This window comes from Rhizobium anhuiense bv. trifolii, assembly GCF_024346605.1.
In the GTDB taxonomy this organism is placed as follows: Bacteria; Pseudomonadota; Alphaproteobacteria; order Rhizobiales; family Rhizobiaceae; genus Rhizobium; species Rhizobium anhuiense.
Genome location: NZ_CP098803.1, coordinates 2,505,474 through 2,528,601, shown reverse-complemented (window position 1 = coordinate 2,528,601; position 23,128 = coordinate 2,505,474). Strand labels below are relative to the sequence as shown.

Here is a 23,128-nt window from a genome sequence, read left to right as displayed (position 1 = left end):
TTTTTGTCTTTTGAATAGATGGATCTTGTCATGTTCAAACTTTCCGATGCCTCAACCATCATCGACACCGCCCTTGCGGAAGGACGGACCCGTGGTCTCGCGCCTCTGGCTGTCGCCGTCCTCGACGCCGGTGGCCATCTGGTCGCGTATAAACGCGAGGACGGGGCCGGCATCGTTCGTTTCGACATCGCCTTCGGAAAAGCCTGGGGCTCGCTCGGCATGGGATTCGGGTCGCGCGAATTGACGGAACGCGCCGGCAAGAACCCAACATTCGTCACGGTTCTATCGGCCGTCAGTGGTGGGCGCATGGTGCCTTCTCCGGGCGGTGTCTTGATCGCCAATGGACAAGGGCACATCATCGGCGCGGTCGGAATTTCCGGCGATCTCGGAGACAATGACGAGCTTTGCGCCATTGCCGGCATCGAGAAGGCCGGGTTCCGGCCTATCGCAAAACTTGCAGATTGATTTCTGGAAGAATTCGCCTGTTCATTTAAAGGGAAGCCTCCTGCAGACCGCAAGCTGCATCGACGGGGCTTTGTCCTGCGAACGGAATTTCACCGATTAGAGCCTTCACCAGCGCCTGCTGCACCGGCGGCACGGCGGCATAGCCGTTCACGAAGGTTCTGCATTCCGGCATGTGATACAGCAGGAACGGCGTGCCGAGCGAGATGTAGACTGTGGGAAGATAGTCCCACAGTCTTTGCATCGAAAGCGGGAACAAGCCGTGCAGGTCCTCCCAGCGCGGCCCCAGGTTTTCCTTGGCGGACACACCTTCCTCGGCCATCAGATACATGCCGATATCGTGGGCGGCCGGATCGATAGCATCGCCCCGGCGATAGAGCGTGACGTCAAAACCCCGTTCGCGCAGCATATCGGCCACGCGCAGTTGCGGCAGTGGGCCGGAAGGGCTCATCCGGCTTTCCAGTTGCGCCAGCAGGATACGTTTGTGCCGGCTCGGATCAAGCGGCAGCAGAGCCTGCTGGTCCTTGACCAGCGTGATCCCGGCCTCCGCGGCCGATTTCGACCATGCGGCATGCTCGGCGCCGCCGAGCAGCCGCGGGCGATCTTCCGCCTCCGGGGGATGGCCGCCGGTCTCGTGGAGCTTCATCGATGCTTTGAGCGCAAGCACACGCAAGACCGCTTCATCGACACGCTCCTGCTTGAGAAGACCGTTCTGAAGGCCTTCCCTGATATAGCCGAGATCCTTGTCGAGATCAGCCGGGAACAGCAGGATATCGCAGCCCGAGGCGATGCAGAGCGGCACGAGTTCCCGCCGCGCGCCGCGCGCATTGAAGCCGACCATGCCGGAGGCATCGGAAACGACCAGGCCATTGAAGCCCAGCTCTTCTCTGAGAAGGGTGGTGGTGAGGTCGAAGTTGAGCGACGCAGGCATATGGGCGGGGCTCAGGGCCGACGATCCCAGCTCGGCCGTGTAGGCGGGAAGGGTGATGTGGCCTGCCATGACGACCTGCACCCCCTTCGCAAAGGCGTCGGCATAGATTTTGCCAAACGTCCGGCGCCACTCTTCCATCGGCATCGTATTGTGGGTGGTGGCGAAATGCTGGTCCCTGTCGTCGATGCCGTCACCCGGCCAATGCTTGATCGAGCTTGCGAAACCCGCCGAGCGGGCGCCTTGCTGATAGGCCGTCGTCATTGCCATGACTGTCGAGACATCCGCGCCGAATGACCGGGTGTTGACCACGTTCGAACGGAAATTGACCGCAAGATCGGCAACCGGCGTCCAGGAGATATTGAAGCCGAGAAAACCGCCCTCGCGCGCCGCAACGACACCCATGCGCCGCGCATGCTCGGCGTCTCCCGTCGCAGCGATGGCCATCTGGTTGAGGTAGGGCGTTCCGGCCGCAACGCTGCTCTTCTCCGAGAACTCGATGTCGCAGCTCATCAGGAGCGGTATCGCCGTCTGCGACTGAAGGAATTGCGCGCTGTCGCGCAATTCCTGCTCGGAACGGGAGGGCATGCGATGAATGCCGCCGACATGGCGCTGCAGCGGGGCCGAGAGATTTTCCGGCGAGAGGTCGCGGCAAAGAGGCAGCATGATCTGCCCGAGCTTTTGGTCCAGCGACAGGCTGTCGAAAGTGGATCTCACCCACGCAAGAGCCGTGTCATCGAGATGGAAGGGATGTCCTGCAAGCTTTTCAAGGATGGTCTCGGTCATCAAACCCGCTTTCCGCTGTCTGCGTCAAATATGTGAAGGCGATCCTCGGACAGGCCGAGCCACGCCTTGTCGCCGGGTTTTATGCTGACGGAGGCTGATGTCTTGGCGCAGATGCCAATGCTGCCGCGTTTGCACCAGACGAGCTTTTCGGCTCCCATCGGCTCGACGACGTCGACCTCGACCGCCACGCCCGATGCGGCCTCTTCTGCATGGAGCACGACGTCTTCGGGGCGGATGCCGACGATCACCTTTCGGCCGTTGGCCAGCGGCGCTTGCAGCGCGGACGTGATGCGCACCGCCTTGCCGTCGATGATCACATCGCCGCCTTCAACGGCGGCGTCGAGGAAATTCATGGCGGGCGAGCCGACGAAACGGGCGACGAAGGTGTTCGCCGGCTTGTTGTAGATCTCGTCTGGCGTGCCCTGCTGCTGGATGATCCGGTCCTTCATGACGACGATGCGGTCGGCAAGCGTCATCGCCTCGATCTGGTCGTGGGTCACATAGATCATCGTCGACTTGAGCCGCTGATGAAGACGCTTGATCTCGACGCGTAGGTCTGAGCGCAATTGGGCGTCGAGGTTGGAGAGCGGTTCGTCGAAGAGAAACACGCCCGCGTCGCGCACGACGGCGCGGCCGATCGCCACGCGCTGCCGCTGGCCGCCGGAAAGTTCCGACGGTTTGCGGTCCAGCAAGGGTTCGATCTGCAGCATCCTTGCCGCATTGGCGACGCGCTTTTCGATTTCCGGCTTGGCGGTCCCGGCGACTTTCAGGCCGAAACTCAGATTTCCCCGCACGCTCATCCGAGGATAGAGCGCGTAAGACTGGAAAACCATCGCGATCCCGCGGTTCTTCGGCTCGACATTGGTCATGTCGTGACTGCCGATCAGGATCTGCCCTTCGGCAACGTCCTGGAGCCCGGCGATCGCATTCAGAAGCGTGGACTTGCCGCAGCCGGAAGGCCCGAGCAGGACGATGAATTCCGACGGCGGAATGTCGAGATCTATGCCTTTGAGGACCTCGACCTGCCCGTAGCGGATGCCGAGATTTCGCAGTTGAACGCCTGTCATGATTAGCCTTTCACGGCACCGGAGGCCACGCCGCGGACAAACCAACGGCCCGAGGTGAAGTAAACGAGAAGCGGGATGATCGAGGTGAGCAGCGTTGCCGCCATCTCCACATTGTATTCCCGCTCGCCATAGGTGGAGTGCACGATATTGTTGAGCTGGACGGTCATCGGCGCATAGTTGATGCCGCCGAAGACGAGGCCGACGATGTAGTCGTTCCAGATGAAGGTGACCTGCAGGATGCCGGCGACGGCGATCATCGGAACCGACATCGGCAACAGGATGGAGAAGAAGAAGCGCCAGTAGCCGGCACCGTCGACACGAGCGGCCTTAAAGAGATCGATCGGGATCGTTGCGAAATAATTGCGGAACAGCAGCGTCACGACGGGCAGAGCGAATACGACATGCACCGCGATCACGCCGGCCAGTGAATTGAACAGGCCGATGGTGGAAGTGATGCGCACGAGCGGATAGATCAGCACCTGATAGGGAAAGAAGCCGCCGATCAGCAGCACGGTGAAAAGCACGTTGGCAAAGCGCACCCGCCAGAAGCTCAGCGCATAACCGGTGACCGCGCCGGCTGCGATGGCAAGGGCGACGCTCGGAATGGTGATCAGCACGGAATTCACGAAGCCGACTTTGAGACCCTCGCAACGCAGTCCCGTACAGGCAGAATTCCAGGCCTTGGACCAATATTCGAAGGTCAGCGCATGGGGCAGGGACAGCAGCGTACCCGTCCGGATCTCCTCCATCGACTTGAAGGCCGTCACGATCATCACGTAGAGCGGGATCAGCACCACGATCGCGATTGCGATCAGCAAAACGTAGGTCAACGCGCGCGACAGCGGGGCGGCATAGGCATTGCGGTGTACGGGAGCGCGGCCGTTTTCAGTGGTCATTCGACAGCTCCCTTGCGACGGTTCTTGAGATAGAGAAGCGGCACGGAGACCAGCAGGACGAGAAGCAGCAGCGTGGTGGCCGCGGCGGATGCAAGGCCCACCTGCTGGCGTTCGAACATGTGATCGATGATGAACTTGGCCGGCACATCGGTTGCAATGCCCGGTCCGCCGCCGGTCATGGCAACCACGACGTCGAAGAGGCGCACGACCGTCAGACACATCAGGACCAGCGCAGTCGTGATGCTCGCGCCGATACTCGGGACGATGATATAGAGATGCGCCTTCCAGGCGGGGATGCCCTCGATGCGGATCGCCTTCCACAGATCGTCGTCGACGCCGCGTAGCCCGGCGAGGAGAACGACCATGACCAGGCCGGACGAGTGCCAGACGGCTGCGAAGATGATCGTAAAGATCGCCGTATCCGCATTGACGATCCAGTCGAAGGAGGCATTCTCGAAGCCGAGCTTGCGAGCAACGTCGGCAATGCCGTAATTCGGATCGAATAGCCAGCGCCATACCAAGCCGGTGACGATGAAGGACATGGCGAAGGGATAGAGGTAGATCGTCCGCAGCGCGTTCTCACCGCGGACGCCGCGGTTGATCATGGCGGCGAGCGAATAGCCGATGAACAGCGTGACCGGGATGAAAATCACAGCGAACAGGGCCATATTGGTAAGCGAGACATGCCACCGGGCGTTGGAGAACAGGTTTATGTACTGGGTGAAACCGGCAAACCTGTAATTGGGCAGCATGGAGGACCGGGTGAAGGATATGCCCGCCGCCCATAGAACGCCTCCGACATAGACCGACAAAACGACGAATGCGACGGGAACAAGTGTCAGGGTCGCTTGAAGGCGACTGTTTGAAGGCGACGTTGCGAACACGGCTGGGGACTCCGAATATCTCAGTCGTTCGGGGGAGGCGACGGAATACGCTCCCCCCGAAGCGGTTGCGTCAGCTCGCGGAGAGCCCGTTCGCATAGGCCTCGATGAACTGGTCGGCAGTCAGGCCGCCCTTGCTCCAGAAGCGGGTGATCGCATCCTCAACGGCACCGACAACGGCCGGCGGGAACATCATCTGGTCGCCCGCCGTTGCGAGCTTGGCGTCGCTGAAATAATGCGACGCTTGCGCAATACAGCTGTTGAGCTTGGACGTATCGGCGCCCTTCAGGATAGGGATCGTACCGTTGGCAACCGCAAAGGCGGTCTGTGTCGGAATATCCGTGAAGGTCTTGAGGAGCAGATCCTGCGCCTTGCCCATCGCATCATCCGCGGGTTCGGGGAACAGGAACACGTCACCCGAGATGATCATGCCCTGATCGGCGCCGATGATTGCACATTCATAGTCGCTGCCGGCCGATTTCCCGGCAGCAGCAAAGGCTCCGTTCAACCATGTGCCGCCCTGGGTCATAAGCGCCTTGCCTGAGATGACGAGGTTGGTCGAATCCGGCCAGGAGCGCCCCGGCGAGCCGGCATCGGCATAGTCCTTGAGCTTTTCGAACACTTTGACGGCGGCCTTGAACTTGTCGCCCCGCACCGCTGCCGCATCCCTCTTGTAGATAACCGCATCATAGGTTTCGCGCCCTGCAACGCCGAGCACGACGGCATTGAACATCAGCCGCTCCCAGCGCGGCTCCCCGGAGGGCGCGAAAGGAATGAGGCCAGCCGCCTTGGCCTTGTCGAGCGCAGCAAATACCTCGTCCCAGGTCTTGGGCGTCGACACGCCTATTTTGTCGAGGATCGGCTTGTTGAACCAGAACCAGTTGGCGCCGTTGCCGGAGATCGGAAGCGCCCAGATCTTGCCGTCGACCGTGCCCGAATTCAGCAGGGCTTGCGGCATTTTTTCCTGCCAGTTGTCGGCCGTGGCGGTCTCCGTCAGATCACGAAGCAGTTCGTTTTCCTGGAGTTCGATAAACTGGGCACCGGTATTGAACAGCATGGCGGCGGGTGGGTTGCCGCCGACCACCCGGTTGACGGCCGTCGCGCGGGCGTTCGGTCCGCCTGATATGGCATTGTCGACCCAGCTTCCCCCAAGCTCGGTGAACTTCTGGGCCAGAATCTTGACGCCGGCCGACTCGGCGGCGGAGGTCCACTGATGAATTACCTCAGCCTTGATTTCATCTGCATTCGCAGAGGCTGCGAAGCAAAGCGCGACTGCAGTGGTCGCAGTAAAAAGCAATTTGGAAATCACTGTCTTCTCCTCCTGAATTCCGCGGCGGATTATTCAGGAGCGCATTATCATTCGTCCAATAATGGATTTAGCAAATACCATAATCAGAAATTATAGATCTTTTCGACACTCAGACAGCGTTCATAGTTTCTCAAACTCAACCGTCAGGTGGACGCCGCAGCGTCCGGGGGTTCGCTTTCGAGGTCGGCCCTGATGAAATCGGCGGTCTGTTCGTAGTGCTGCTGCAGCAAGCGTACAGCCTCGTCGCTATTGCGATCGAGCACGGCTTTCAGAATATCCGCATGCTCCTGCGCTACGTTGCGCACGCGAAACGCCTTGCGGCTGGAAAGTGAGCGATAACGGTGAAGCCGGTCGGCAAGCTGTTCGCAGAAGCCGATCAACGGTCGCGAGCCGCAGCCGCCGATGAGCTGCGCGTGGAAGGCGCGATGCAGCCGCTCCCATTCCGGATTGCTCTCGAACCGCTCCGGGTTCAATGAGCGAGGTGCGCGCTCCAGCCTGTGGTGCGCAACGAGAAGGGCTTCCTCCCATGCCGGTGTGCTGTTTGCGAGCGACTCCCGCAAAGCCAGACTTTCCACCCAGCAGCGGGTTTTGGTCAGCTCCCCCAATTCCCCCAAGCTGATCGGTTTCACGAAGAAGCCACGCTGCTCCTTACCGATGACCAGATCCTCGGTGGTCAGGCGGTTCAATGCCTCCCGCAAAGGCGTTTGCCCCGCTTCGTATTGCTCCATCAGGAAACGCAGTTGCAGCTTGCGTCCGGGTTCCAAGCGCGCGGACAGGATGTCGGCCTTCAGCCGTTCGTAAATGCTGGTTGCCAGTGTTGCGGGGCTCTCCGCCCCCCTATTCAGCGCATCTGCGTCCATATCGAGTCCATTGTTCAAATCTGTTTTCATATACACGACCACATGCAATTCGTAAAATTTATAAATTTTTACTTTACACGAGCGTTTATGGATATTATTCGAAAGCCAGCACAGGAGGACAGCGTGAGCGTAGGCAAGCAAAGCGCAGGGCGGTTCGACAGCGGTTGCGGCTGCTGTGGCATCGACATTCACTGCCATGTCGTGCCGGCACGTTTTCCGCTGCCGGCTAGTGGCGCGCCGGTGCGCGGCTTTCCTTCTATGGTCGCCTCGGACGATTGCCATGCCACCGTCGTCATCGACGAGAAGCCCTATCGCACGGTCAGCGACGCCTGCTGGGTCGCCGAGCGGCGTCTCGAAGACATGGACCATTGCGGCATAAGGCTTCAGGCATTTTCGCCAATGCCGGAACTTTTCGGCTATTGGATCGAAACCAACGCGGCGAACGACCTCGTCCGTCACGTCAACGACGCGATTGCAGCACTCGTTGCGGAAGGAGAGGAGCGTTTCGTCGGGCTGGCCGGCGTTCCTCTGCAGGATATCGACCTTGCGATCGCCGAGCTTCGCCGCACGGTCGGCACCCTCGGCTTTCGCGGCGTCGAGATCGGCAGCAATATAAATGGCGTTCCGGTCGGCGATCCCAGGTTCCATCCGTTCTTTGCGGAAGCAGAGAAGCTTGGAGCGGCCGTCTTCGTCCATGCGGTGCGACCGGCCGGCATGGACCGGCTCGTCGGGCCGGCGCCGCTTCAGCAGGTGCTCGGCTATCCCACGGATGTGGGGCTGGCAGCGGCCTCGGTGATCACCGGCGGGCTGCTGTTGAAATTCCCGAAGCTGCGGATCGCCTTCAGCCACGGCGGTGGCACGCTCGCCTCGCTTCTGCCGAGGCTGGAGCAGGGCTATGCGGCTTTCCCGGCTCTGAAGGAAACGATGGCTGAACCGCCCTCGGCACAGGCCCGCCGGCTCTACGTCGACTCTCTCGTCTTCGATACGGACACGCTGCGCCGCCTGGTTTCAGTTTTCGGAGAGGAACGCGTGTTGCTCGGCACGGACTACCCCTTCAATTTTCGCGACCAGCAGCCCGTTGCGCGCATCGAGGCCGCTTTCGCCGATACAGGACTGCGCGAACGGCTGTCCTTCAGGAACGCGCAGGCCTTCCTTGCCCTGGATGAGGTTTGATCAGATGTCCGACTTTCCCGTCACCGCCCTGCGCAGCGTCGAACTCGGCACGCCCGACCTGGCTGCATCCGTCGATTTTTATAGCCGGGTCTGGGGACTGGACGTGGTCGCCGAAGCCGGCGGCAAGGTTTTCCTCGCCGCGACCGGCGACGATTTCCATGTGCTGGAACTGAAGCCGAGCGACCGCTCGGAACTGCGCAAGATCACATTCCGCGCCCATTCCGCCGAAGATCTGAAGTCGCTTTTTGCAAAGGCCGTTGCGGCGGGATGCGTCACGATGCGTGAGCCGGGACCTGCCGACGCACCGTCCGGCGGGGAGCGCTTCGTCGTTCGGGAGCCGCAGGGTTCGGTGCTGGAATTCGTCTATGGCGACGACAGGAAGTCGGGCACAGTCGTCGCCAACCGGCCGGAACGCCTCGCGCACGTCAATATCAACAGCGTTGACATCGAGGCCCTTTCGGATTTCTACCGCGATGTCCTGGGCTTCCGCCTGACCGACCGGTCGAAGCTGATGGCCTTCCTGCGCTGCAATGACGATCACCACGCCGTCGTGCTGGCGGAAGCGCCGGGGAACGGCCTGAACCATATCGCCTTTCTGATGCCCGATCTAGAATCGGTCATGCGCGGCTCCGGCCGGGTGGTCGATCACGGTTACCCGATCGGCTGGGGCGTCGGCCGCCACGGGCCAGGCGACAATGTCTTTGCTTACTTCGTCGATCCGCAGGGCGTCGTGGTCGAATACACCGCTGAGGTTCTGGAGGTGGACGATGATTATCGCGTGCGGGGTCCGGACGAATGGGTCTGGCCGCCGGGCCGCACCGATCATTGGGGCATCGCCGCCCCCAAGAGCGACGCCTGCAAGAAGGCACAGATTTCCATCGGATTTTCCGGCGCCTGACGCGGCCATCATCATAGCAGAGGCATTCCGTTGAATAGCGAGAACAACATTTCCCATCGTTATGACGTGCTGGTGGTCGGCTTCGGCCCGGCCGGCGCCGTGGCTGCCGGCATGCTGGGCGCGCGCGGTCATTCCACTCTTATCGTCGACCGGCTGACTGACATCTATGACAAGCCCCGCGCCATTGCCATCGACCACGAGATCCTGCGCCATTTCGACAATATGGGCATCGCCGACGACGTACTGCCCCATATCGCGCCCTTCACCGCTTCCCAGCACTTCGGCGCACAGGGGCAACTCATTCGCCGCATCGACATGGTGCCCGCGCCCTATCCGCTCGGCTACACGCCAAGCATGGTGTTCACCCAGCCTCCGGTCGAGGCCGTGCTCAGGCGGCATGCCGAAAGCTTCGATTGCGTCACGGTCGAACTCGGAACCGAGATGACCGATCTCGATCCGCAGGCCGATCAGGTCGTTGCAACGCTGAGGGACGCCTCCGGCAAGTCCCGGACGGTCGCGGCAAAATACCTGGTCGGTTGCGACGGCGCTTCGAGCCGGGTTCGCGAACTGTCCGGCATGACGCTCGAGGATCTTACCTTCGACGAGCCCTGGCTGGTGGTGGACGTGCAAGTGCATGATGCCGCACTCACCAAGCTGCCGCAGACCTCGGCGCAATTCTGCGATCCCTCGCGGCCGACCAGCTATATCATGGGGCCGAAGAACCATCGCCGTTGGGAAATCATGCTGCTGCCCGGCGAAAATCCGCGCGAAATGGAAAGATCCGAAAACGTCTGGCGGTTGCTGTCGCCCTGGCTCACGTCGGAAGAGGGCGAGCTCTGGCGCGCCGCCGCCTATCGCTTCCATGCGCTGGTTGCCGATGAATGGCGCCGCGGCAGGGTGTTGATCGCCGGCGATGCCGCCCACCAGCAGCCGCCGTTCATCGGCCAGGGCATGTGCCAGGGCTTGCGCGACGTTTCCAATCTCGTCTGGCGGCTCGATCGCGTGCTGAAGGGACAATCCTCGGAGGCGCTGCTCGATACCTATACGGTCGAGCGCAAGCGCCACGTGCAGACCCTGACCGGCAAGATCAAGGCGATTGGCCAGATGATCTGCGAACGCGATCCGGCGGCAGCGGCCGCGCGCGATGCCCGCATTCTCGCCGAGGGCGGCGGCAAGCCGCCGACCATCACCCGCCAGGAAATCGTTCCGCCGATCGAAGAAGGTCTGCTTGCCGCGGCGGGAACGCCGGCGCGGGGGCTGCTCTTTCCGCAGCCTGCCATCGTCGAAGGCGCTTCGACGCGCCTGCTGGATCGTTTCACCGGCCCGGAGTGGCGGCTCATTCTCGACGGCCGCCGGATCGGGGCCGGGGAGGGAGAAGCATTTGCCGGGGAGATCGATGGGATCGTGATCAAGACCGTCGTCCCTGAAGGTGCGGAGACAGTCGATCCCTCGGCCCTTCGCGAGAAGGATGGCGTGCTTTCCGCCTGGTTCGACCGGCATGGCGCAATCGCCGCACTGGTGCGTCCTGACCACTATGTTTTCGGCGCTGCCCAGAACGTTCAGGCGCTTCGCCAGCAGATCGCGGATTTGCATGCTCGCCTCGCCTGAAGAGCAGGGCCTGTCACACATTGAAGTTCAATCGGTTTCTGGGAGGAAGATATGACCGAACCAACCACTGTTACCTCAGGCAAATGGCGCCCCTTTGCCGTTCTTGCCCTTCTCTTTCTGTTCCAGACGCTGAACTTTTTCGACAAGCTCGTCTTCGGGCTGTCGGCGGTGCCGATGATGAAGGAGCTTGGGATTTCGCCACAGCAGTTCGGGCTGATCGGCAGCAGCTTCTTTTTGCTGTTTTCGATCTCCGGCGTCCTCGTCGGCCTTTTCGTGATCGGCCGCATGCCGGTCAAGTGGATCCTCGTCATTCTGGCGGCGATCTGGTCGATCGCCCAGATCCCGATCTATTTCACCAGTTCGGTGACGGTCCTGATCGCCTGCCGCATCCTGCTCGGCCTTGGCGAGGGACCCGGCCTGCCGACGGCATTGCATGCCTGCCATAACTGGTTCAGTCCGGAAAAGCGCAGTGTGCCGAGCGCCGTCGTGCTGCAGGGCATCAGCGTCGGCCTGCTCGCCGGCGGTCCGATCCTCACTTATATCATCGTCAGCCACGGCTGGCGTTCGGGCTTTCTGTTCTGCGGCCTGATCGGCATTGTCTGGATCGTGGCCTGGCTGTTCATCGGCGGCGAGGGGCCGCATGCGGGCACGGAGAATGAAAAAGTTCGCGCCACTGTCGGAGATTCGCCGGTTCCGGCCCGCAAGCTCTGGCTCGATCCGACCGTGATCGGCGTCATCATCATGTCCACCATGTCCTACTGGATCGTCGGCATGTCGGCCACCTGGCTGCCACCTTTCCTGCAGCAAGGCCTCGGCTATTCGCAGACTGAGACCGGTTCAGTCATCTCGGCCGTCTACATCTTCCAGTCTCCGTTGCTGCTCGTCGGTTCATGGATCGCGCAGCGGATGCTGCAGAAGGGCGTCAGCAAGCGCGCCACGCTCGGCAGCGCCTCGGGTTATGCGCTGCTTGTCAGCGGCGTGGCGCTCATCGCCTCCGTTCATGTGAGCGGCCCGCTGCAACTGGTACTGATCGCGATCGCCTTTGCCGCGCCGAGCCTGACGACGATCTACGGCCCGATCACGCTCGGCAGCGTGGCGCCCGCCGCCCAACGCGGCCGGCTGATCGTCGTGATCTATTCGGCGAACGCCATCTCCGCACTCGCGTCAAACGCCGTCACCGGCATGATCGTGCAGGCCGCAGGACCCGACCATGTGGCTGCCGGTTATGCGAACGCCATGCTGTTCACCGCCGGCATCCTCATCATTGGTGCAATTTCCGCCTTCGCGCTGATCTTCCCGGACCGCACCATCGAGCGCTTCGGCAGGATGACGCGCTTCACCGAACAAATGCAGCGGGTCTGAACGGCGCGCAGGAAATTCTGATCACAGACAGGAGAAGAAGTCATGAGATTGTCCACCGTCAAGATCGCCGGCCGAACGACCTGGGGCGTCGTGGAAGGCGAACGCTTCCTCGATGTCGGCGCCACGCTCTCGGCCCGCTATGCCGACCTCAAATCGGCTGTCGCTGCTGGCTTTGACGGCGTTGCCGAGGCCGCTGCTGCCGCGGCCGCCACGCCTGTCGACGCGGTCGAATGGTTGCCGGTCATTCCCAATCCCGACAAAATCCTCTGCGTCGGCCTGAACTACGAAATGCATCGCAAGGAGACCGGCCGTTCGGAGGTGGAGAACCCCACCATCTTCGCCCGCTATGCCAATAGCCAGACAGGACACCTCGCTCCGATCATACGCCCGAAGGTCTCGACCGAACTCGATTTTGAAGGCGAACTGGCCGTCATCATCGGCAAACCCGGCCGCTACATTCCGTACGCCGAAGCCATGAACCATGTCGCCGGTTATGCATGCTACAATGACGGCAGCATCCGCGACTTCCAGCGACATACCCACCAGTTCACCCCGGGCAAGAATTTTCCAGATACCGGCGCCTTCGGGCCATGGATGATGACACCGGATGAACTCGGCCCGCTTGGCGAGCTGCGGCTGCAGACGCGCTTGAACGGCGAGGTGGTGCAGGAGGCGACCTTCAGCCAGATGATCTTCGATATTGCGCGCCAGATCGAATATTGCTCCGCCTTCACCCGGCTCGAAGCCGGCGACGTCATCGTCAGCGGTACGCCGGGTGGGGTCGGTGCAAAGCGCAATCCGCCGCTCTGGATGAAGCCGGGAGACGTGGTCGAAGTCGAGGTCGATCGGCTTGGCAGCCTGCGCAATCCAATCGTCGACGAGACGTGCTGACGAAAGTCGGCGTGCCGCGACACCTCGGCAGTGAAGAACATCTGACTCGTCCGTCGGCGTCCCGTTGGCTGCGTTACAGCCAACGGACAATTGCTGCGGCCGCATCGATGCTGTCGCCGTCGTCTGGGACGGAGGAGCCACTGCCGCAAGGGCATTGACAGGCGCCAGATTGCTTCTGGAACAGGCCTCGCGCGTTGTCCTGATATCCGTCACCGACGACAAGCAGATTGACGAGCGCAGTCGAGACCACCTTGCGTCGGCATTCGGCAAAGCTGGTTTTGCCGTCGACGTCGTGGCCATGCAAGCGAAGGGAGACTCGCCAGCCAGCGTCATTCAATCGATGGCCCCAGAACGCAAGGCCGATTTACTCGTCGCGGGCGCATTCGGTCATTCGAGACTGCGCGAATTCATCTCGGAGGGGTCACACGGTCGCTGTTGAGCCGCCTCGAAATGCCCGCCCTTCTTTGCCACTGATTACAATGCGCGCAAGGCATTGCCGATGACTGCAACATCGATCACTCCTGGAGAAGAGCGCCTTGCACGGGAGGTAAGCAAGGCTCGCACAAACCATAGCGATCACCGAGAGTCGGATGCGACAACGAACGCTTGGGGAGGATTCAATGAATCTGCGCGAAGTCCGAAGGCATCGGCTTGGCAAGCTCTTTGAGAATTGCTTCAAGCGCATTGGCCGTCGCCTGCAGGCCGGATGACTGCGCAATTTTCAGCGCCTCACGGCAGTGAACAGACAATTGGTCCTTCTGGTGGTCTTGGTGGATGTGGTCGTTCGTCGGGAATACGATGCCCGCATATTGCGACGGGTTTCCGGCTTCATCCCTGAAGCACCGGCCGAAGGCGGCCACGGTGACCATCTGCCCGCTTCGGTCAAACACCCGATAGTCATGGCGGTACGGATTTCCTGTGATCACCGATTCTGAAATCGCCTTGGCCACGGATGGCTTGTCGTCCGGGTGAATCCGGTCGAGATATCGCATGACCGGCAGCCCCGCGATGGTCTCTTCCGGATCAAGGCCAAAGAGATTTGCCAGCGCCGTATCCGCATAAACCGTGTCGGTCGCCAACACCCAGGTGAAGATGCCAGCCTCTTCAGAGAGAGGAAATTCGGAGGTTCCAAAAGCTCCGTCGACAAGGTTCATTCGCCATCCCCGGTCTGCTCGCCAATGCTGCCAGTTCACGACACGCTCGATCAATGACAGGGCGGTCGACCACTTCAACCTCGATCTTAGATCTTAGCCGCGTTTCCATCGAACGCAACAGCAGGGAGGTTCCAAGCGCCGACCATCGTTTCCTTGCTTGGCAGCGATCCATGTTTGATGGGGTCAATCTGTGGCGGATGAATGGCAGGCTTGAACGCACATCGCCCGCAGCCCACGTCCGGCGGGCAGCGGAACCGGCGGAAAGAACTCCGGGAGCGGCGATACGTGCTTGGAGCTGCCGCTGCCGCGAAGTAGTGTTTCAGAAAATCCACGTAAAGTTCGGGGGCACCATGGATTTTCTGAACGTCGCGGCGATCGTTTTCTTCCTACTTGTCTGGGTGGCGGTCGAGCCTTTGATGGCCGTGGGGTGGCCGAGGAAGAATGATAGTCTTTCCGTCGATATGGTGCGCATTCGCGCGGCCTGGATGCGGGAGGTGCTGACGCGAGACAACAACTTTATCGGCGACGCCGCGATCCTCGGGCACACGATCAATTCGGCATCCTTCTTCGGCTCGGCCAATCTCATCGTCATCGTTGGGCTGAGCGGCGCGCTTTTCATGGAACCGAACTATGGATCGGGTGGCCTGATTGCGATGTTTGCGGCTCAGGACCCCACCTGGTTTTTCCAGTGCAAGGTCCTCCTGATCATGGCGACGCTGCTGCGGGGCCTATCCGATTTCATATGGGCGGTCCGGCAGATCAACTACTGCCTGGCGGCGATCGGGGCGAGCCCCTCTCGCGATGAAGACAGGGACATTGTCGGCTGGACGAATGCTCTGACTTTGGTGTTGAACCCTGCGCTTCGATCGTTCAGCGTCGGCGTCCGATCCTACTACTTCACCGTCGCAGCCGCGTTCTGGTTCATCGGGCCAATCCCGTTCATTGTTGCCACCATCCTCAGTGTCGGCGTGTTGATCTGGCGTCAGTCCTGGTCGGATGCGGCAAAGGGGATCATGGCCATACGCAAGCTGCTCGACTAGGCCTGCGGCTCGGCGCAAGGTGGTAATCTGGCGGGCGTGCGGTTGAGGACGTTGCGAACGTCCGACACTCGTACGACAATAAACAGAAGCGGTATCTCATGGGCGGCGGCTGATGGATCGTCTTGAAGCAATGCGCATATTGCTGGCGGTCGTCGACGCCGGGAGCATCTCAGCCGGCAGCAGGAAGCTGAACGCGCCACTGCCGAGCGTCAGCCGCAAGGTGGCCGAGCTCGAACGACATCTTGGGGCGAACCTCATCGTCCGCACCAGCCGCAATCTTCAGCTCACGGACGCCGGACGCGATTATGTCGATGCGGCTCGAAAGATCATGGCGGATCTGGAGGAGGCCGAGCGAAGGGCGTCCGGGGAATACCAGACGCCCCGAGGCGTGCTGACGATCACGACGCCGGTCGAATACGGTAGCCGATACGTCCTGCCGGTCGCGCTGAGCTTCATGGAGAAGTACCCGGAGGTGTCACTGAACCTTCTGTCGCTCGACCGCACAGTGGATCTCGTCTCCGAGCAGGTGGATATCGCGATCCGTCTCGGCGACCTCGCCGACAGCTCCCTCCATGCCGCCAAGGTCGGGGAGTTCCGGCTGCTGACCTGCGCGAGCCCCACTTATATCAAGCGGCATGGCATGCCTGAGCGTCCCGGCGATCTCATCCATCGCGACGGGATCATCTTCAACAAGCGGACATTCTTCTGGACATTCGACGTCGACGGCACGCCGATGGAGGCCGTGCCCCGCAACCGGCTGGAAGTGAATACCGCGGCGAATTGTGTTGCGGCGGCTGTCGGCGGGGCAGGGATCGCGCGGCTGTTCGACTATCAGGTTTCGGACGAACTGGCGTCCGACGCGCTCATTCCCATCTTGCGCGACTTTGACGGCGCACCGCAGCCCATCCATATCGTCTACGCGCGCCAGGGGCTTCTCGCCTTGAAGGTACGGGCTTTCGTCGACTGGGCGCTGCCGCGGTTGCGGGTGCAGACAAACCATAAAGATAATCAAATATTATCTGAATGATGCGTGGATTTCCTCAACCGTTTGTTTCGGATTCTGAAGGTGCGGGAAATGACCGATGCCCGGCAGGGTATCGACTTTTGCACCGATCTTGGCGGCGAACTCGATGCCCATTTCGCTTCTGATGTAGATGTCCTTCTCGCCCCAGATCACCCTCACGGGCGTCTTCAGCCGGTCGAGGTTGGCCTCGAGAAAGTTCTGGTCACGTGTGAAATTCGCGTAGTAGTGGGCGAAGGCATCTGCCGCCGTCGCGCCGTCGAGGCTCCAGGAGCGAGCCATGTCTTGCTGGACGTCGACAGGTAGATCGAATTGCTCAGCGGGGGAGAGGCCGCGCCTGTGCACGTTCTGAAGGATCTCGTCGCTCGTCTTGTTCATGTAGGCGCGCGTCGGCGAGGCGGTCGGCTCGGCTTTGAGGTTCTGCAGGTTCTCCCACATGTATTGCGGCCGGTCGAACGGCGCGAAGTCTCCGACGATGATCCGCCTGGCGATCGTCGGCTCATCGAGAGCGAGCAACAGAACGGGGAGGGCGGCGATGTCAGTCGCATAGATCACGAGGTTCGACCGGTCGATGCCTGCCCGCTCGAGATAGGCTTTCAACACCTGGGCATACGCCTTCGGCGCGTAGGAAAAGAATTCAGGAACCGGGCGCGACGACTGCCCGTAGCCCGGCCAATCGAAGGCATGGACGTCGTAGTCGCGAGCAAGCATCGTCGCGATGTCCTTCCAGACCGTCAGCGTTTCCGGAAACCCATGCAGGAAAAGCACGGTGCCTTTCGGCGCCGGGGCTCGGACAATCATCCTTCTCAGCGTCAGGATCTCATCGATCTCGATGAAGTCGACGGCGTCGTGCGCGGCCTCCCGGGAAGCGACGGTTTCAGACGTGCGGGAAGTGGGAGTTGCTGCGACCGATGCAGCCGTATTTGCGGTTTTGTCCCTAGACATAGGAGGTCCTTTCCTGAACGGCGGTCAGCCAAAGCCCAGAGCCGGCTGTCTCCTGACACAATTGAGCACGGCGTCAGCGCGCGGCAGCCGGAGAAAGTGAGAGGCACCCTCTCGACGGCGGCAGCGCCGTAACGGCTGCCCAAGGCTGACATTCGAACGAGAGGGTGCCTCTCACTTTTCCGAGGTTCCGGCCGGCAGCCGACCGCGACAATATAAGGAAGAACTGATACTCCTCGAATACGAGCACGAGGAGCGCGAACCGATAAGGTTCAACGCCCGTCAGCAAGAAAGATCGGCGAGGGCAGGGCGTCCGAGGTGGCGACCTATGTGGTCACCTGGGGCTTGTCCTTGTCGAAAATCTCTCCGTTGGCTCTCGATGTCATGAAAGGACACGTGTCATGGCACTGACCTCTATGAAGCATAGCCACGCCTTGAAACATGGACATATGTCACGACGCTCACTGCTGTTAGCGGTTGCCGCGGCCGGCATGTCTGCCGCTCTCCTTCCACCCACATCGGATGCTGCCGATGTCGTCGCCGCCACACCCGGGGAGATCCAACCGTTCAAGGCCGAAGTCGCCGAGGCGGCGCTCGCAGACCTCAGGCGGCGTCTTGCCGCGACGCGCTGGCCCGACGTCGAAACCGTCATGGATCGTTCGCAGGGCGTCCAACCCCACAGGCTGAAGGAACTGGTGCGCTACTGGCAGTCGTCCTACGACTGGCGGAAGGCGGAGAGCAGGCTGAACAGTTTCCCGCAGTTTCTCACCAATATCGATGGACTCGATATCCATTTCGTCCATGTCCGTTCCCGTCACGAAAACGCGCTGCCGATGATCATGACCCACGGTTGGCCGGGGTCGGTCTTCGAGCTGCTTGACGTCATCGGGCCGCTCACGGATCCGACGGCGCATGGCGGCATGGCGGAAGATGCCTTCCACCTGGTGATCCCGTCGATCCCGGGATTCGGCTTCTCCGGAAAGCCTGCTGCAACCGGTTGGAACCCTCAGCGGATCGCGGCTGCCTGGGACGTACTGATGAAGCGACTGAACTATGACCGCTATGTCTCGCAGGGCGGCGACTGGGGGGCAATCATCAGCGACGCTTTGGGTCGCCTGGCACCCGATGGGCTGCTGGCGATCCACGTCAACAGGGTCGAACGTGCCACGACCCTCCCATCAGACGCAGCCCAGGCGCTTAAAAATGGAGGGCCGGCGCCCGATAGCCTGTCTGCGGATGAGAAAGTCGTCTTCGACGAGGCTCGAGATTTCCTCAACAACGGTTTTGGCTACGCAGCGATCATGAGTACACGGCCGGAGACGATCGGTTACGGCATTGCGGATTCTCCGGTCGGCCTTGCCGCCTGGCTTTACGACAAGATCGCCGACTGGGTGTTTACCCCCGGCGACCCCGAACAGGCGCTTGGCAAGGATGCCATTCTCGACAACATAACCCTGTACTGGCTGACGAACACCGGCCCCTCCAGCGGCCGCATCTATTGGGAAAACGCCATGTCGGGCGCGAAGCTCACGCCCGTCAAAGTGCCGGTGGCGGTCACGGTGTTTCCCGGAGAGGTTTACAAGCCGCCAAGGCAGTGGCTGTCCAAGGCCTATCCGACGCTCATCTACTACAACCGCTCCTCCAAGGGCGGTCACTTCGCCGCCTGGGAGGAGCCGGAACTCTTCAGCCAGGAGATCAGGGCAGGGTTCAGAAGCTTGCGATCTTAGAGCAATTCCAGCAAAAGTGCGTAGTGGCTTTGCCTCCGGAATTGCGTGAAAACAAAGAGATAGAGCATTTCCGTGATTGGGAGAAAAACGTAAATGCTCTAGCGCCTTCTGGCCGTTGGTTCGCAGTCTGCGCCCCGAGACCGGTTCGTCGATTGACGTTGGTCGTGCAACGCTTCACAAAGTCCGAAGTTTCGACCAACCCAGCAAAAGTGACGACAACGTCGCAGGGACCACGGCCACATGCGCATCAACGACGACCGTCATTCCCGCCACAGAATGTGCGCATTCCTGACGCTGGTATTTTCAACGCTTCTGCTCGCGAGCGCAAACCTCGCATCGGCGGCTGAGCCGACCAATTCCTCGGCCCCGATCCGGGTTATTATCGAATTGCCGAATGATGATTCCGGACGAGCGCTGGTCAATCGGATCGTTCCGGGCAATCAGGAAGCGGCGCAGCCGGTAGCAGTCTCGCAAGAGGCGGCACCGACGTCGATTGCGACGTCACTACAGGATTTGCGCCAGAGGTTGCTCACACTCGTCGATGCCGTTCCAACTCTTCCCGGGCAGATCCAGTCGGCGATCCGGGTCTTCCAAACGGATGATCGTATCGAACCTGTCGGCCTGATCTTGGCGGTCATACTCTTCGTCGCCGGCGGGTTCGTTGCGCAGCGCCTGGCCTGGTGGTCAGGGCGAGGGCTGCTCCATTTTGTGCTGAACGCGCCCGCCGGCACCGTCCGGCAACGGATCAAGCTCCACGCAGCCCGGCTTTCAATGGGTCTTCTCGCGTTGGCCGGTTACCTGATCGGAAGCCTCGGCGCGTTTATCCTCTTTCCATGGCCCGCCGTGTTTCGCGATATTGCGCTCATCCTGCTATCGGCCGCGCTCATGGTGCGCCTTGGCGTGCTCGTGGGCCGTATTGTCATCGCGCCAGGCGCCCGCCTGCCGCATATGCGGCTTCTGACGCTTGTCACCTCACTTGCCTGGTTCTGGTACTACTGGCTCCTCGCAATCGTCGCAGTGCTGGCGGCTGGCTGGGCCACCATTGAAGTGATCGGGACGATCCGAGCTTCACCCATCTTGGTCGACCTCTTTACCGCAGCATGGCTTGGTGTCGTTTCAATCGCTTTGATCGTTATGATCTGGCTGCGGCACTATCGTTCTGACGGGCCACCCGTGAGCCGGCTGGTCTGTGTTGGCTTCAGCGCGAGCATCCTGCTCTCGTGGCTGTTATGGGTTTCCGGTCTCCGCGGTGCATTCTGGACAGTGGTCGTCATCGCGCTTCTGCCGCTGACCGTTTCGGTGGCTCATGATATCATTCGTCGCATTATTCAATCTGGGGAGGGGCAGGCGGTCGAGGATCCGGCCATCGTCGGATGGTCCGTCGTTATCATGCAAACGCTGCGGAACGCTCTCATCGTGGTCGCTGCGCTGCTCATTGCCCGCGCATGGAATGTCAATCTCAGTGACCTTGCCGCTGCCGAAACGGTGACCACGCGTTTGATCCGCGCCGGAATTCGCATCGTTATCGTGCTGCTAGTGACCGACGTTATCTGGAAGCTCGCAAGCACGTTGATCGACAGTCAGATGGCGATGGCGTCGCGAAGCGTGCAGGCGGGACATCAGGAGGGACCCGACGCGCGCCGGCGTCAGCGGTTGAATACCCTCCTTCCCATTCTTCGCAATGTACTCTTCCTGGCGATCGGCGCTGTCGGCTTCCTGATGATCCTGGATGCCGTAGGCATTCAGATCGGACCGCTGCTGGCGGGCGCCGGTGTCGTCGGCATAGCCGTCGGCTTCGGTGCCCAAACACTCGTCAAGGACATCATCTCCGGCGTCTTCTATCTGTTCGACGATGCCTTTCGCATCGGCGAATATATCCAGGCGGCGAAATATAAAGGGACTGTCGAAGGTTTCTCGTTGCGATCGATCCGCTTGCGACACCATCGCGGTCCGGTCACCATCGTTCCCTTCGGGGAACTCGGCGCGGTGCAAAACCTAAGCCGCGACTGGGTCATCGATATCATTACGCTCACCCTGAACTATGACAGCGACCTTGAGGAGGTCCGCAAGACCATCAAGCGCATCGGCGTTGAGCTTCTCGAAGATGCCGAACTCGGGCCCAACATCATCGAACCCCTAAAAATGCAGGGGATTGAGCAGATGGCGGATTACGGTGTGCAGATTCGGCTGAAGTTCATGACGAAGCCCGGCGAACAGTTCGGCGTTCGCCGAAAGGCGCTCGCCATGCTCAAGAAGACATTCGCGGAAAAGGGCATTCAATTTGCAACGCCGACCGTTCATGTTTCCGGCGGCCCCGCCGATGCAGCAGCAACCGCTGCCGCCTCGGAGCTGCAAAGACCATCGAAAGTCATCTCGACACTTGAGGAATAGCAACGGCGAGCGGATCAGGTGAGCTTCCGCCGAATCCCGTCGAGCAACACTCTGACCCGCACGTTGCCGCCAAGTGCGCGTCCGTCCGAGACATGGGTTTCAAAAGAGTCTATTGGCTCGGATCAGCTGTTCTATGAGTCACGTTCGCGGTGAACTCGTCGATGCGCTGGATCGTCAAGACGCAAATTCGAGCAGGCCGATTTTAAAAGCGTGGGCCTATGAGATGGATGAAGAGGGTATGCCTTTGTAATCAAACGGCATCCTTATGTTCCATAATCTATCTTATGCGATTGATTGTTGTAGCCGGGCAGATTCCATTTTCAAATGCAACGAAGACAATAATCGATTGGCCTGAGCACCCGCCCCCTCCTTCGAGGCCCTTCGGGGCACCAGGATGAGGTTCTCTTGGATGTTGCGCTCCGCAAAACGTCCATCGAATGCGGCTCCGGCAGACAGGCGCCGCGCCGTCTCCGCTTGTCATGAGGAACAAAATTCGTATGGCGAGGTTGTCATTGCGATAAGCACAAGACCATGGGAGGAACTCATGCGGAAATCTCTTCAATTCGTCCTGGTTGGCTTGGCCGCCATAACTGGGCTGACTATCTCGCCGACGATCGTTGCCGCGCAGGACTTGGAGTTGCGGCTCGGCCCTGGTGGCGTCGGCGTTTATGACCGTGATCGTGATTATGACCGTTATGACCGCCGCGACCGCGGACGGCGCGGTTGTGATCCGGACGATGCTCTCGACATCGCCCGTAGCGAAGGACTTCGCAGGGCGCAGATCGTCCGCATATCTGCCCGCAGCATCGTCGTCCAGGGCATGACGCGCCGCGGACCGGAGCGAATGGTCTTTGCAAACCAGCGAGGCTGCCCGGAAATCTGAGTAGCGGCGTGAGCTGTAAAGTCGGTCGGCCTTTGCGATTGCGGAACGAATCCGCCCGGTGCAGCCTTGTTTGCGCACCGGCGCGGAACCTTTGGGCGCTCCGGACATTGCTGCCCATGCGGCGACCTGCATTGGGCCGTCTGCACGTTGGAGCACCATAGGAGGATTCATCATGATGAGCGGTCAATTGAAGGCGCTTCTCGCCGTTCTTGCCGTTGCCGGCTACCAGAACAGAGACAAGATCGGGGAACTCCTGCGGGGCATCCAGAACCCTCAGCAGGCTGGCGCGGGGAACCAGCAGCCGGGCGGTCTCGGGGGCATCCTCGGCGGACTGGGCGGTTCCGGCGGTCTCGGCGGCCTCCTCGGCGGGCTAACATCCGGCGGCATCGTCAGCGGCGGGCTGGGCGATCTACTGAAGACATTTCAGCAGAACGGTCACGGCGACAAGATCGAGTCTTGGGTACAGCCCGGTCAGAATGCCGACATCAATGATGGGCAGCTGGCGGAAGCACTCGGGCCTGACGTTCTCAACGAGATCGCCGCCAATACCGGCCTTTCTCATGAGGAGATTCTGGGCCGGCTGAGCCGCGACCTTCCCAAGGCTGTCGACGATCTGACACCAGAGGGGAAAGTGCCCAGTGCCGAAGAGGCGTTTTTGTCATCCGCGAGTCAATCAACCACCTCCGGGCGGCCCGGCACCATCTGATATCGGGACGTCGCCCTCGCCTATCACCACTGGGCAGGTGCTCGGTCAACGAACGCCTGCCAAAGTCTTCACTTGCAGGCCTGGGGAAGCAGGTTCATGCTTGTCCCGTCCGCTGGTTGCGGCTGAATGAGCTGCAACGCATC

20 protein-coding genes and 1 pseudogene are annotated in these 23,128 nt (G+C 60.9%); 13 read left to right on the top strand and 8 right to left on the bottom strand.

From position 1 onward, the window contains the following. Window positions 1-30 precede the first annotated feature (30 nt). Window positions 31-465 carry a GlcG/HbpS family heme-binding protein gene (locus NE851_RS21210; RefSeq protein ID WP_049813423.1) on the top strand — a complete coding sequence of 145 codons (435 nt, stop codon included), beginning with the start codon at window positions 31-33 and terminating at the stop codon, window positions 463-465. A gap of 25 nt (window positions 466-490) precedes the next feature. Here the strand turns inward: NE851_RS21210 and NE851_RS21205 are convergent, their stop codons facing one another. The 6 genes from NE851_RS21205 to NE851_RS21180 all read right to left on the bottom strand — a co-directional run bounded on the left by NE851_RS21205 (window position 491) and on the right by NE851_RS21180 (window position 7,189). After that, window positions 491-2,176, bottom strand: coding sequence for a glycoside hydrolase family 3 protein (locus NE851_RS21205; protein ID WP_097623429.1), 1,686 nt, complete (start codon window positions 2,174-2,176; stop codon window positions 491-493). Further along, window positions 2,176-3,243, bottom strand: a complete 1,068-nt coding sequence (locus NE851_RS21200; RefSeq protein ID WP_063475619.1) for an ABC transporter ATP-binding protein — start codon at window positions 3,241-3,243, stop codon at window positions 2,176-2,178. The genes NE851_RS21205 and NE851_RS21200 overlap by 1 nt, the downstream gene beginning before the upstream one ends. 2 nt (window positions 3,244-3,245) lie before the next feature. Continuing rightward, the gene (locus tag NE851_RS21195) at window positions 3,246-4,139 is read right to left on the bottom strand and encodes a carbohydrate ABC transporter permease (RefSeq protein ID WP_127431767.1); all 894 of its coding nucleotides are present in this window, start codon (window positions 4,137-4,139) and stop codon (window positions 3,246-3,248) included. Continuing rightward, complete coding sequence (locus tag NE851_RS21190) at window positions 4,136-5,023, bottom strand: carbohydrate ABC transporter permease (RefSeq protein WP_063475617.1); 888 nt, start codon at window positions 5,021-5,023, stop codon at window positions 4,136-4,138. Before NE851_RS21190 ends, NE851_RS21195 begins: the two co-directional genes overlap by 4 nt. A gap of 70 nt (window positions 5,024-5,093) precedes the next feature. Beyond that, window positions 5,094-6,329: an ABC transporter substrate-binding protein gene (locus NE851_RS21185; RefSeq protein WP_127431766.1), complete on the bottom strand. Its 1,236-nt coding sequence runs from the start codon at window positions 6,327-6,329 to the stop codon at window positions 5,094-5,096. Window positions 6,330-6,472: 143 nt separating this feature from the next. Beyond that, window positions 6,473-7,189 (bottom strand): GntR family transcriptional regulator, encoded by a 717-nt coding sequence (locus NE851_RS21180; protein ID WP_127431799.1) that lies wholly within the window; start codon window positions 7,187-7,189, stop codon window positions 6,473-6,475. Window positions 7,190-7,312: 123 nt separating this feature from the next. Here NE851_RS21180 and NE851_RS21175 point away from each other — a divergent pair, with 123 nt between their 5' ends. The 6 genes and pseudogenes from NE851_RS21175 to NE851_RS21150 form a co-directional block, all read left to right on the top strand. Further along, window positions 7,313-8,362: an amidohydrolase family protein gene (locus NE851_RS21175; protein ID WP_254957397.1), complete on the top strand. Its 1,050-nt coding sequence runs from the start codon at window positions 7,313-7,315 to the stop codon at window positions 8,360-8,362. Between the two features lie 4 nt (window positions 8,363-8,366). Next, the gene (locus tag NE851_RS21170; RefSeq protein ID WP_127431764.1) at window positions 8,367-9,260 is read left to right on the top strand and encodes a VOC family protein; all 894 of its coding nucleotides are present in this window, start codon (window positions 8,367-8,369) and stop codon (window positions 9,258-9,260) included. A 30-nt stretch (window positions 9,261-9,290) separates the two neighbouring features. Then, the gene (locus tag NE851_RS21165) at window positions 9,291-10,868 is read left to right on the top strand and encodes a bifunctional 3-(3-hydroxy-phenyl)propionate/3-hydroxycinnamic acid hydroxylase (RefSeq protein WP_127431763.1); all 1,578 of its coding nucleotides are present in this window, start codon (window positions 9,291-9,293) and stop codon (window positions 10,866-10,868) included. A gap of 51 nt (window positions 10,869-10,919) precedes the next feature. Next, the gene (locus NE851_RS21160) at window positions 10,920-12,230 is read left to right on the top strand and encodes an MFS transporter (RefSeq protein ID WP_127431762.1); all 1,311 of its coding nucleotides are present in this window, start codon (window positions 10,920-10,922) and stop codon (window positions 12,228-12,230) included. A 42-nt stretch (window positions 12,231-12,272) separates the two neighbouring features. Next, window positions 12,273-13,121, top strand: coding sequence for a fumarylacetoacetate hydrolase family protein (locus tag NE851_RS21155; RefSeq protein ID WP_097544286.1), 849 nt, complete (start codon window positions 12,273-12,275; stop codon window positions 13,119-13,121). Between the two features lie 55 nt (window positions 13,122-13,176). Continuing rightward, window positions 13,177-13,595, top strand: a pseudogene (locus NE851_RS21150) (universal stress protein); the annotation flags it as partial. 143 nt (window positions 13,596-13,738) lie between these two features. On the opposite strand, the gene NE851_RS21145 reads toward NE851_RS21150, so the two are convergent. Further along, on the bottom strand, window positions 13,739-14,275 hold the full coding sequence (locus tag NE851_RS21145) for a PAS domain-containing protein (RefSeq protein ID WP_063475610.1): 537 nt from the start codon (window positions 14,273-14,275) through the stop codon (window positions 13,739-13,741). Window positions 14,276-14,625: 350 nt separating this feature from the next. Between NE851_RS21145 and NE851_RS21140 the strand changes: the two genes are divergently transcribed. Beyond that, entirely contained in the window at window positions 14,626-15,315 is a 690-nt protein-coding gene (locus tag NE851_RS21140; protein ID WP_127431798.1) for a DUF599 domain-containing protein, read from the top strand. Window positions 15,316-15,427: 112 nt separating this feature from the next. After that, complete coding sequence (locus NE851_RS21135; RefSeq protein ID WP_097544285.1) at window positions 15,428-16,342, top strand: LysR family transcriptional regulator; 915 nt, start codon at window positions 15,428-15,430, stop codon at window positions 16,340-16,342. Here the strand turns inward: NE851_RS21135 and NE851_RS21130 are convergent. Next, window positions 16,331-17,281, bottom strand: coding sequence for an alpha/beta fold hydrolase (locus NE851_RS21130; protein ID WP_097544284.1), 951 nt, complete (start codon window positions 17,279-17,281; stop codon window positions 16,331-16,333). The two genes, NE851_RS21135 and NE851_RS21130, sit on opposite strands and share 12 nt — an antisense overlap. A gap of 413 nt (window positions 17,282-17,694) precedes the next feature. Here NE851_RS21130 and NE851_RS21125 point away from each other — a divergent pair, with 413 nt between their 5' ends. The 4 genes from NE851_RS21125 (at window position 17,695) to NE851_RS21110 (ending at window position 22,985) form a co-directional block, all read left to right on the top strand. Further along, window positions 17,695-19,005, top strand: coding sequence for an epoxide hydrolase family protein (locus tag NE851_RS21125; RefSeq protein WP_097544283.1), 1,311 nt, complete (start codon window positions 17,695-17,697; stop codon window positions 19,003-19,005). A 240-nt stretch (window positions 19,006-19,245) separates the two neighbouring features. Continuing rightward, a complete protein-coding gene (locus NE851_RS21120) occupies window positions 19,246-21,396 on the top strand; it encodes a mechanosensitive ion channel family protein (protein WP_097544282.1) in 2,151 nt (716 codons plus the stop codon). Between the two features lie 544 nt (window positions 21,397-21,940). After that, on the top strand, window positions 21,941-22,279 hold the full coding sequence (locus NE851_RS21115) for a hypothetical protein (RefSeq protein ID WP_097544281.1): 339 nt from the start codon (window positions 21,941-21,943) through the stop codon (window positions 22,277-22,279). 172 nt (window positions 22,280-22,451) lie between these two features. Beyond that, on the top strand, window positions 22,452-22,985 hold the full coding sequence (locus tag NE851_RS21110) for a YidB family protein (protein WP_047615838.1): 534 nt from the start codon (window positions 22,452-22,454) through the stop codon (window positions 22,983-22,985). Window positions 22,986-23,128 lie beyond the last annotated feature (143 nt).